Source organism: Xanthomonas sp. D-36-1 (assembly GCF_017746155.1).
Classification (GTDB): Bacteria; Pseudomonadota; Gammaproteobacteria; order Xanthomonadales; family Xanthomonadaceae; genus Xanthomonas; species Xanthomonas cissicola.
The window spans coordinates 1-10,872 of record NZ_JAGHWR010000022.1; the positions used below are offsets into that span (position 1 = coordinate 1).

The following is a 10,872-nucleotide window of genomic DNA, read 5'->3' on the forward strand; positions in this document are numbered from 1 at the left end:
GAGTTGTTCAGGGCGGACTAGAGAGGTGCGGAGCTCGTCCGCGTCGGCAAGCCGCGTCATATGGTCGACTCAGCGCAGCGGTGGTGAGCCGCCGGAACCGTCGCCGTCTGTCAGTAACTGTCGCACCTGCGCGGCCGACGCACGCGGCATCGGCTTTTCGTCCAGCTGCGAGAGTGGCGCCTGCCGCAGCGCGTCGTAGGGCAGCACGGTGAGATCGAAGGTCAGGTCTTCGGCGCTGAACAGCCACACCGGAAACTCGCCGTTGCGCTCGCGATCCAGGCGCAGCCGGCGCGTGCGCGACTCGGCCGGAATGCGGTGTTCTTCCAGAAACCGCTGCACGGCATCGGCATCGTCGCTGTGCAACTGCAATTGCACCGGCGCATTGGCATCGGCGGTGCCGTCCAGCACCGGGCCGGTCAGCCGTGGCTGGAAGGGGCTGAGAAATTCAAGCGCCCGCAACGCGGCTTCGCGACGTTGGCGCAGACGCGCACCGTGCGCAGGTCCGGCGAATAGGCGTTGGTACTCGCGCAACGCATCTTCGATCTCGCGATTGCGTGGCAGCGAAGCATCGTCATGGATGCCGAGCCGGCTGGCAGCCTTGAGCTTGGCTTGATGGAAATCGCGGATGCCGCCTTCGGCCATCAGGCGTGCGGCTTCGTGCGCCAGGCGATGGCGACGTTCCCGGGTTCGTGTATCGGCGTGCGCGCGTGCGTGATGCATGACCGGGCTCCCCTAATGAACCTGATCTGGACTCTACAACAGCTGCATGAAGACATGGCGAATGCGTCATGCCATGGCAAAAGAACGATCACGCAGCGGTGACCGGGCGAGGGTCCGGGTACGGCTATGCACGGGCAAGGCGCGTGCAATATCAGTGGCGGGCAAGTGAGCGCTGCGCCGAACCGGCAACGATCCCGCCCGCGATCCACCAGGTTGGCAACGGCCGGCGCTTATTCAATCGGGGCCAAGAAATTGGGGAACCGAACAGCCACGCCGTTCCGATTCCCCAACCCCGGCTCCTCAGAAAATATCGAACGCCTTCTCGTCCTGCTGTTCCTGCAGGCCGTAGTCGTAATCCTGCAGGCGGTCCAGATCTTCGTTCTTGACCCATTCGACGGCGCCATTGATGGTGGCCTGGGTCATGCCATCGGGCGGGTCGTTGGCGGCGATCGGCTTGTCCTTGAGCGCTACGCGCATGTAGTCGATCCAGATCGGCAGCGCCGCCTTGCCGCCGTATTCGCGATAGCCGAGCGAGCGGAAGTCGTCGCGGCCCACCCATACGGTGGTGACATAGGGGCCGCCAAAGCCGGAGAACCAGGCATCGCGGTGCTCGTTGGTGGAGCCGGTCTTGCCGCCCACGTCCTCGCGGCCGAGTACCTTGGCCGCGGTGCCGGTGCCGCGCTGGACGACGTCGCGCATCATCGACACCAGCTGGTAGGCGGTGCGCTCGTCGATCGCGCGCGGCGCGATTTTGGTCTCTGCAGTTGCCGCAGGGGCGGTCTGTGCCGGCACCGGCGTGGCCGTGGCAGGCGCAGCGGGCGGGGTTTCAGGTGCCTGGGCGCCGAAGTTGAAGCCATCCACGACCTGGCTCACGGGCGCGGCGGTGCCGCCCTGCAGGGCGCAGGTGCGGCAGGCCACGGCCGGCACTTCCTTGAAGATGACATTGCCCTCGCGGTCTTTGACCTCGTCCACGATCCAGGTGTCCACCCGTGAGCCGCCATTGGCGAACACCGCATAACCGCGTGCCACAGACAGCGGCGTCAGCGAAGCGGTGCCCAGCGACATCGACAGGTTAGGCGGCAACTCGGCCTCCTGGAAACCGAACTGGCTGATGTATTTGCGTGCGAAATCGACGCTGATCGCGTCCAGCAGACGCACCGACACCAGGTTGCGCGACTGCACCAGCGCTTCGCGCAGGCGCATCGGCCCGCGGAAGCCGCCTCCATCGTTCTGCGGCGACCAGGTCTTGCCACGCCGGTCGCGGAACACCACCGGCGCGTCCAGCACGATCGATGCCGGATTGAAGCCCTTTTCAAACGCGGCTGCGTAGACGAACGGCTTGAAGCTCGACCCCGGCTGGCGCCGTGCCTGGGTGGCGCGGTTGAACTTGTTCCCCGCAAAGCTGAAGCCGCCGACCAGCGCACGCAGCGCGCCGCTATTGGCGTCCAGCGAGACCAACGCTGCCTGGCCGCGCGGCAACTGGTCGATGATCCACTCGCCGTCCTTCTCGCCGGCGCGGATGCGGGTCAGGTCGCCGCGGGTCAGCAGCTTGGCCGGGGTCTTGCCGGTCCAGCGGCTAGCGGTGGCGGGCAGGGTCAGTTCGGTCTTGTCGCTCTGCACGACCGTGACCCCGCCATCGGGATTGGTGCGCGCCACGATCACCGCACGCAGTCCGCCCTGGGTGAACGCCCCTGCCAGGTGCTTGGCCAGTGCGGGCGCATCCGCATCGGCGGCCACGTCGAAGTGCTGCTCTACGCCGTGCCAGCCATGGCGATGATCGTAGACCCGCAAGCCGTCGGCGATCGCCACATCCGCACCGGTCTGCAGGGTCGCATCGATGGTCGTGGTGACGTGGTAGCCCTTGTTGAGCACATCGCCGCCGTACTTGGCGATCATTTCCTGACGCACCAGCTCGGCCACGTAGGGGGCGTACACCTCCACCGGCGGCTCATGCGGCTTGGCATGCATCGGCACGGCCTTGGCGGCGTCGGCTTCGGCCTGGCTGACAAAGCCCAGGTCGGCCATGCGCTGCAGGACGTAATAGTCGCGACGCTCCTGCGCACGCTCAGGATTGCTGATCGGGTTGCCGCTGGATGGGAACTTGGGGATGCCGGCCAGCGAGGCCATCTCGTCCAGGCTCAATTCGCTCATCCTCTTGCCGTAGTAGTACTCGGCAGCGGCCCCGACGCCGTAGGCGCGGTTGCCGAAGAAACTCTTGTTGAGATACAGCTCGAAGATCTCGTCCTTGCTCAACTCACTTTCGATCTTGCGCGCCAGCAGGATCTCCGCCAGCTTGCGGGTGTAGCTATATTCCGAACTCAGGAAGAACTGCCGCGCCACCTGCTGGGTGATGGTCGAACCACCCGGCACGCGCTTGGCATCGGTGGTTGTCAGCAACCAGACCGCGCGAGCGATGCCCTTGTAGTCCACGCCGCCGTGCTCGTAGAAACGCGCGTCCTCGGTGGCCAGGAAGGCCTGCTTCAGGCGCAGCGGCACGTCCTTCATCTGGATGGGATAGCGCCGGGTCTCGCCATAAACGGCCATGAGCCGGCCATCGCTGGAATAGACGTACATCGGCTCCTGCAGTTCTACCTGCTTGAGCGACTGAACGTCTGGCAACTTCGAGGAAATGGCGTAATACAGGCCGCCGGCAGCAATAGCGCCAAGCAGTGCGAGCACGACGATCGTGGCCAGGATCCAGCCCAGCCAACGGCGAATACGGGGCATGTAAGAGAGATTCCGATTGCAGATTTCTTGGTCACAGAGTATAGGTGACGCCGAGTTTGGCTGGGGCCGAACTCTGGGGATCGCAGAAGACGGCACTGGGGTCGCGTCGCCGGGTCATTGCCTAGCGCGTGAAGGGCTTGTCAACTGTTAAAATTTGATTATTAATACGAGGGCGCACATGCGTCCAAGTGCCCGTCGGCAGGGGAGTTACCGTGGGGCTTTTACCCAAGAGTCAGTCGCCACTGATTGGTGTCGACATTAGTTCGACTGCCGTGAAGCTCTTGCAGCTATCGCGCAGCGGGAACCGTTTCCGCGTGGAACATTACGCGGTAGAACCATTGCCGCCGAATGCGGTCGTGGAAAAGAACATCGTCGAAGTGGAAGCGGTGGGCGAAGCCATTCGCCGCGCCATCAACCGTTCCGGCAGCAAGGCCAAGAACGCGGCAGCTGCTGTGGCAGGGTCGGCGGTGATCACCAAGTTGATCCCGATGCCGGCCGATCTGGACGATAGCGACCTGGAGGCCCAGGTCGAACTGGAAGCCACCAATTACATTCCGTACCCGATCGAGGAAGTGAATCTCGATTTCGAGGTGCTGGGCCCGATGCCCAATAGCCCGGACATGGTGCAGGTGCTGCTGGCCGCCTCGCGTTCGGAGAATGTGGAACTGCGCCAGTCGGCGCTGGAACTCGGCGGCCTGACCGCCAAGGTAATGGACGTGGAGGCCTTTGCGGTCGAAAACGCCTTCGCCCTGGTTGCCAGCGAATTGCCGGTGGCCGCCGATGCGGTGGTGGCGCTGGTGGATATCGGCGCGACCATGACCACGCTGAGCGTGCTGCGCTCCGGTCGCAGTCTGTATAGCCGCGAGCAGGTGTTCGGCGGCAAGCAGCTCACTGACGAAGTGATGCGCCGTTATGGACTGACCTACGAAGAGGCTGGCCTTGCCAAGCGCCAGGGCGGCCTGCCGGAAAGCTACGAGGTCGAAGTGCTGGAGCCGTTCAAGGAAGCCACGGTGCAGCAGATCAGCCGTCTGCTGCAGTTCTTCTATGCGGGCAGTGAGTTCAACCGCGTCGACTGCATCGTGCTGGCCGGCGGTTGCGCCGCGCTGGCGCGCCTGCCGGAGATGGTGGAAGAGCAGCTCGGTGTGACCACGGTCGTTGCAAATCCGCTTGCCCAGATGACGCTTGGCCCGAAGGTTCAGGCCCATGCGCTGGCGCTGGATGCGCCTGCACTGATGATCGCCACCGGCCTGGCCCTGAGGAGCTTCGACTGATGGCAAGAATCAATCTATTGCCCTGGCGCGCGGAGCGCCGAAAGGCACGCGAGCGCGAGTTCTACTCGATGCTGGGCTTCGCCGCATTGGGCGGCGTGCTGTTGTCGGCACTGATCTGGTTCTATTACGACGCGCAGATCAGCGGCCAGACCGAGCGCAATGCGTTTCTGACCACCGAGATCGACAAGGTCAAGGCGCAGAACGAAGAGATCAAGGAACTCGACAAGAAGAAGGACCGCCTGCTTGCGCGCAAGAAGGTGATCGAGGAGCTGCAAGCCAACCGCTCGCAGATGGTGCACCTGTTCGATTCGCTGGTGCGCACCATTCCCGATGGTGTGGCGCTGACCAACATCAAGCAGGATGGCGACATCCTCACGCTGGAAGGTCGCTCGCAATCGAATGCGCGGGTCAGTGCCTACATGCGCAACCTGGAAAGCTCGGGCTGGATGACCAATCCGGACCTGTCGATCATCGAGGCCAAGAGTCAGGACAAGGCCGGGCAACCTGCCGCGTCGTCGATGGACACCAAGACGCTGCCGTACGTGTTCACGCTCAAGGTCAAGCTGGCCAATCCGAACGAGGCTGACAAGAACGGCATCGCACCGGGCGCAGTGGATCCGGCCGCGCCGGGCACCGCAGCACTGGGTGCAGCGCCTGCCGGTGCGACGCCTGCTGCTCCGGCAGCGGCGCCTGCGCCCGCAACGCCGCCGGCCGCTGCTCCTGCACCGACGCAGGCAGCGCCGGCGCCAGCCAATCGGCCGCAGGAGGGGGCGGCGTCATGAGTAAGAAATCATTCAAGCTCAGCGATCTGGATTTCAACAACATCGGCGGTTGGCCGCAGCAGGCACGCATTGTGTTCTGCGTGGTGGTCGGCTTGTTCATCATGGTGCTGGCCTGGTTCCTGTTGATCAGCAGCAAGCGCGAAGAACTGGAAGGCCTGGAAAGCACCGAATCCCAGCTGCGTACCGAGTTCGAGACCCAACAGGGCCGCGCGGTGAACCTGGAGCCGCTCAAGCAGCAGCTCGCGCAGATGGAACAGGTGCTGCAGCAGATGCTGCGTCAGCTGCCCAGCAAGACCGAAATGCCGGATCTGATCATCGACATCTCGCAGACCGCGCTGTCCAGCGGCTTGTCCAACGAGCTGTTCCAGCCCGGTCCGGAATCGCCGAAGGAGTTCTACGCCGAAAAGCCGATCGCTCTGCGCATGGTGGGCAGCTACCACCAGTTCGGTGCCTTCGTCAGCGGTGTGGCCTCGCTGCCGCGCGTGGTGATCCTGACCATGCACGACATCAACCTCAAGCCCAAGGATCCCAAGGCCGGCATCGGCCCGCGCGGTGCGCTTGAGCTGTCCGGGACGGTCAAGACCTATCGTTATCTGGACGATGAGGAAATGGCCGAGCAGGAAAAGGCTGCGGCCAGCGCTGCGAAGAAGGGCGGCCAATGACCATGAAATTGCTCAAGATTCTGTCCTTTGCGGCGTTAATTGCTGTATTGCCGGCGTGTACGCGCGGTGTGACCAGCACACCGGGCGATGCGCCGAATCTGGAAGCCTGGGTTGCCGAGGTGCGCGCGCGTCCTGCGCCGCCGCTGGAGCCGTTGCCGGTGATGCAGCAGTTCGAGACCTTCGAATATGCAGCGCAGGCGATGCGCGACCCGTTCAGCGATGCCTGGGTCAGCGCGGAAGGTGGCAACGGCACGCGTCCGGATCCGAACCGGCGCAAGGAGCCGTTGGAAGCCTTTCCGCTCGACGCCCTCGACATGGTGGGGACCATTGGCGGCGGTTCGGGCCTGATCGCCCTGGTGATGGCGCCTGACAAGGTGACCTACCGGGTGCGGCCTGGTGTGTATCTGGGACAGAGCGATGGCCGGGTGACCGGGGTCTACGAAGACCGCATCGAGCTGATTGAACTTGTGCCGGACGGTGCGGGTGGATGGCTTGAACGGCCGGCCGCACTCGCATTGGATGATCAATAAAGTGATAGGGGATAGCACGATGACGTTTTCCAATGCCCAGCGGCTGCGTCCGGTACGACGCCACGCGATCTTCCAGGCCTGCGCGTTGGGGTTCGCGCTGGCACTGGCGAGCGGCAGCGCGTTCGCCGCCGCGGCGCTGACTCAGCCCGCGCAGGATCCGGCCAAGGTCGCTCCGGCGAGCCTGGCGGTGTCCAAAATCGATTTCAAGCGCGGCGAAGACGGCGCTGGCCGTCTGATCCTGCAGTTCGACGGCCAGGGCGCCAGCCCGGACCTGCGGACGCAGGGCGACAACGTGCTGGTGGACATCAGCAATGCCAAGCTACCTGCCGAGCTGCAACGCCCGCTCAATGTCACCGACTTCGCCACGCCGGTGCAGCGCGTTGAAGTGAAGCCGTCCGGCTCCGGTTCGCAGCTGGTGCTGTCGACCAAGGGTGCCTTCGATTCGCTGGCCTACCAGACCGGCAACGAATACGTGGTGGAAATCACCCCGCGCAAGGGCCAGCCGGCGGTTGGCGGTGTGAGCCCGGCGGCGGTCACGCAGGCTGCCGCGCAGATCGCCGCGCGCGGCTATAGCGGCCGCCCGGTGACGTTCAACTTCCAGGACGTGCCGGTGCGCACCGTGCTGCAGCTGATCGCCGAAGAGTCCAACCTCAACATCGTCGCGTCCGACACCGTGCAGGGCAATGTCACGCTGCGCCTGATGAATGTGCCGTGGGACCAGGCGCTGGACATCGTGCTGCGCGCCAAGGGCCTGGACAAGCGCCGCGATGGCGGCGTGGTGTGGGTCGCCCCGCAACCGGAGCTGGCCAAGTTCGAGCAGGACAAGGAAGACGCCCGCATCGCGATCGAGAACCGCGAGGACTTGATCACCGATTATGTGCAGATCAACTACCACAACGCTGCGGTGATCTTCAAGGCGCTGACGGAGGCCAAGGGAATTGGTGGTGGCGGTAGCGGTGGGCAAGGCGGCGGCGGCGGGCAGCAGGACAATGGCTTCCTGTCCCCGCGAGGTCGTCTGGTGGCCGACGAGCGCACAAATACCTTGATGATTAGCGATATCCCGAAAAAAGTTGCGCAGATGCGCGAACTGATCTCGCATATCGACCGCCCCGTGGATCAGGTGCTGATTGAAAGCCGGATTGTCATCGCAACCGATACATTTGCAAGAGACTTGGGCGCAAGATTTGGTGTCGCTGGTCGGCAGCAGTATGGTGGGAACACCGGTGTCATTAGTGGAAGTGCTTCCAATAACGTTTCTATTATAAATGACGGCCTACATAACATTCCTGCGGGTCTAAATTTTAATCTTCCTGCCGGTACCTTTACGACAAGTACTGCCGGTTCGATCGCTTATACGTTGCTTGGGCGTAACTTTTCTCTTGACATGGAATTGTCAGCAATGCAGGAGGAGGGGCGAGGAGAGGTAGTTTCTAACCCGAGAATAGTGACCGCAAATCAGCGCGAGGGCGTTATCAAGCAAGGCCGTGAAATTGGCTATGTTACGATCAGCGGTGCAGGCTCTGGTGGTCAGGCACAGGCCAATGTGCAGTTCAAAGAAGTTTTGCTTGAGTTGAAAGTGACCCCGACAATCACCAATGACAACCGCGTTTTCTTGAACATGAATGTCAAGAAGGACGAAGTTGCGCGGTTCATTGTTCTCGATGGCTATGGGACCGTTCCGGAAATCAATCGGCGCGAGGTCAACACTGCAGTGCTTGTTGGGGATGGTGAAACGGTGGTGATCGGTGGTGTATACGAATTCAATGACCGCGAGAGTATTGCCAAGGTCCCCTTCCTGGGCGACATACCGTTTTTGGGGAATTTGTTTAAGAAACGCGGTCGCAGTAAGGAAAAGGCGGAGCTGCTGGTCTTTGTAACACCGAAGGTGCTGCGTGTCGCAAGCGCGACTCCTTGAGCAATGATCGGATCGGAAGGGCCGCGAAAGCGGCCCTTTCCTTTTGTTAGATCCAGATTGAGTAATCAATCACTTCCCACATCATTTCTGCGCTAGTGCTGACGAAGCCCGACCGCAGTGCCAATTCGGGATCTATGATCTTGTAGAGTCCGAAAGGTCTGGCGTTGGCCCGCTGACAAGCGTCAAGTTCTGTATCGTTCACTGAACATCCCAACGCCGCCAAGTGAACCAATCGCGTTCGAATCGGTCACACTGGACCTATGAATGCACCGCCACTGCTCCCCCCCGAAGCCGTTGCCGCGCCCGCCGAGGACCGGCTGCACCGTCAATTCACCTCGCTGCGCGAATCGCTTGCGCAGCGCATCGTTGGCCAGGCAGCGCTCGTGGAGCGGCTGTTGATTGCCTTGCTGGCCGATGGCCATCTGCTGGTCGAGGGCGCGCCCGGGTTGGCCAAGACCACTGCCATCCGTGCGCTGGCTTCGCGGCTGGAAGCGGATTTTGCACGGGTGCAGTTCACCCCGGACCTGCTGCCTGCCGACCTGACCGGTACCGAAATCTGGCGGCCGCAGGACAGCCGGTTCGAGTTCATGCCCGGGCCGATCTTCCACCCGATCCTGCTGGCCGACGAAATCAACCGCGCACCAGCCAAGGTGCAATCCGCGCTGCTGGAAGCGATGGGCGAGCGGCAGGTGACGGTCGGCCGGCATACCTATGCGCTGCCGCAGTTGTTCCTGGTGATGGCGACGCAGAATCCGATCGAGCAGGAGGGCACGTTCCCGCTGCCCGAAGCGCAGTTGGATCGCTTCCTGATGCATGTGCGCATCGGCTATCCCCAGGCCGACGCCGAGGCGGAAATCCTGCGCCTGGCACGCGAGGCCGCCCGCGACACGCTGGAAAAGCACGAGACCGTACCCGACAAGATTCCATTGGAAGATGTCTTGGCCGCGCGCCGTGTGGTGCTTGACGTGCATCTGGCACCGCAGCTGGAACGCTATCTGATCGAAATCGTGCTGGCCTCGCGCGATGCCAAGCGTTACGACCCGGCATTGGCGCGGCGGATCGCCTGGGGCGCCAGCCCGCGTGGCTCGATCGCACTGGAACGGTGCGCGCGCGCACGGGCTTGGCTGGCCGGGCGCGACTACGTGACGCCGGACGATATCCGCGCCATTGCCCCGGACGTACTGCGGCATCGCGTGCTGCCCAGCTACGAGGCCACCGCCGAGGGTTGGGACGGCGAACGCCTGATCGCTGCATTGCTCGAAAAGATTCCGCTGCCCTGATCGGGCAGCGTCGCTGAGGTATGCCGCACTCTCGCCAGACACCGATGTCTTCGATGCCGTTCTCGTCCCCTGTAACCGCCCCCTCGCCAGTCGCTGGCGATGGGGTGCGCCCAACGCTTGCAGAACTGATTGCGCTGCGCGGTACCGCAATCCATCGCGGTCAAGCGGGACGTGGCCGGTATGGGGTGGTGGGGCCGGTACCGGCCGCCACGCGCGGGCGCGGCATGGAATATGCCGAGTCGCGTGAGTACGTGGCTGGCGACGATGCGCGGCATATCGACTGGCGCGTCACCGCGCGAACCGGACGGGTGCACACCAAGTTATTTCAGGCTGAGCGCGAGCGTTTGAGTCTGATCGTGGCCGATACCTCGCCTGCGCTCTTCTTCGGTACGCGCGTGCGCTACAAATCGGTGCAGGCCGCACGCGCCGGCGCCGTTGCCGCATGGCTGGCGCAGCGCCAGGGCGATCGCATTGCAGCATTGCGCGGCACCGCGAGCGAGGCGCCGATTGCGCCGCGGTCCGGTCAGCGTGGTGTGCTGCCGGTGCTGGATGCCTTGGCGCGTTGGTATGCCCAGCCGCCGTCCGGCGATGCGGGGCTGGAGGTGGCGCTGGATCATGCGGCGCGCCTGTTACGCCCGGGCGCGCGCCTGACCGTGCTGGCCGATGCGCGCAGCGCCGGCCGGATTTCTGCCACGCGCTGGTCGGGCTTGGCCTTGCATCACGAGGTGGTGGTGATCGTGCTGGTCGATCCGCTGGAATTGGCGCCGCCGGCACGTGCAGTCACCTTCGACGTGCGTGGCGAGCGCATCGCGATCGATCTGTCGACCCAGGCCGGGCGTGCGCGCTGGCAGACCGAATTCGTTGCGCCGCTGGAGCATTTGGGTTCGCTCCTGCAGGCACGCGGCGTGCGCTTGCATCGCCTGTGCACCGACGATGCCAGCGATGCCTGGTTGGGCGGCAGCTCCGCCGCGCGGGGTCGCTGACG

The 10,872-nt window shown here is 63.7% G+C and carries 9 protein-coding genes; 7 read left to right on the forward strand and 2 right to left on the reverse strand.

Annotated elements, in window-relative coordinates; translation table 11 throughout:
- Positions 1-69: 69 nt before the first annotated feature.
- Positions 70-720: a hypothetical protein gene (locus J7367_RS06845; RefSeq protein WP_022558570.1), complete on the reverse strand. Its 651-nt coding sequence runs from the start codon at positions 718-720 to the stop codon at positions 70-72.
- A gap of 300 nt (positions 721-1,020) precedes the next feature.
- The gene (locus tag J7367_RS06850; protein WP_007967628.1) at positions 1,021-3,447 is read right to left on the reverse strand and encodes a penicillin-binding protein 1A; all 2,427 of its coding nucleotides are present in this window, start codon (positions 3,445-3,447) and stop codon (positions 1,021-1,023) included.
- Positions 3,448-3,659: 212 nt separating this feature from the next.
- Between J7367_RS06850 and J7367_RS06855 the strand changes: the two genes are divergently transcribed.
- From J7367_RS06855 to J7367_RS06885, 7 genes are all read left to right on the forward strand, one after another.
- On the forward strand, positions 3,660-4,718 hold the full coding sequence (locus J7367_RS06855; RefSeq protein WP_011348458.1) for a pilus assembly protein PilM: 1,059 nt from the start codon (positions 3,660-3,662) through the stop codon (positions 4,716-4,718).
- Complete coding sequence (locus tag J7367_RS06860; RefSeq protein ID WP_057659672.1) at positions 4,718-5,500, forward strand: PilN domain-containing protein; 783 nt, start codon at positions 4,718-4,720, stop codon at positions 5,498-5,500. The genes J7367_RS06855 and J7367_RS06860 overlap by 1 nt, the downstream gene beginning before the upstream one ends.
- Complete coding sequence (locus J7367_RS06865; RefSeq protein WP_007967621.1) at positions 5,497-6,162, forward strand: type 4a pilus biogenesis protein PilO; 666 nt, start codon at positions 5,497-5,499, stop codon at positions 6,160-6,162. Before J7367_RS06860 ends, J7367_RS06865 begins: the two co-directional genes overlap by 4 nt.
- A complete protein-coding gene (locus J7367_RS06870; protein ID WP_057659671.1) occupies positions 6,159-6,692 on the forward strand; it encodes a pilus assembly protein PilP in 534 nt (177 codons plus the stop codon). The genes J7367_RS06865 and J7367_RS06870 overlap by 4 nt, the downstream gene beginning before the upstream one ends.
- 19 nt (positions 6,693-6,711) lie before the next feature.
- On the forward strand, positions 6,712-8,607 hold the full coding sequence (locus tag J7367_RS06875) for a type IV pilus secretin PilQ family protein (protein WP_057659668.1): 1,896 nt from the start codon (positions 6,712-6,714) through the stop codon (positions 8,605-8,607).
- A gap of 260 nt (positions 8,608-8,867) precedes the next feature.
- On the forward strand, positions 8,868-9,887 hold the full coding sequence (locus tag J7367_RS06880) for a MoxR family ATPase (protein WP_057659666.1): 1,020 nt from the start codon (positions 8,868-8,870) through the stop codon (positions 9,885-9,887).
- Between the two features lie 20 nt (positions 9,888-9,907).
- Positions 9,908-10,870, forward strand: a complete 963-nt coding sequence (locus tag J7367_RS06885) for a DUF58 domain-containing protein (protein ID WP_057659664.1) — start codon at positions 9,908-9,910, stop codon at positions 10,868-10,870.
- Positions 10,871-10,872: the final 2 nt, after the last annotated feature.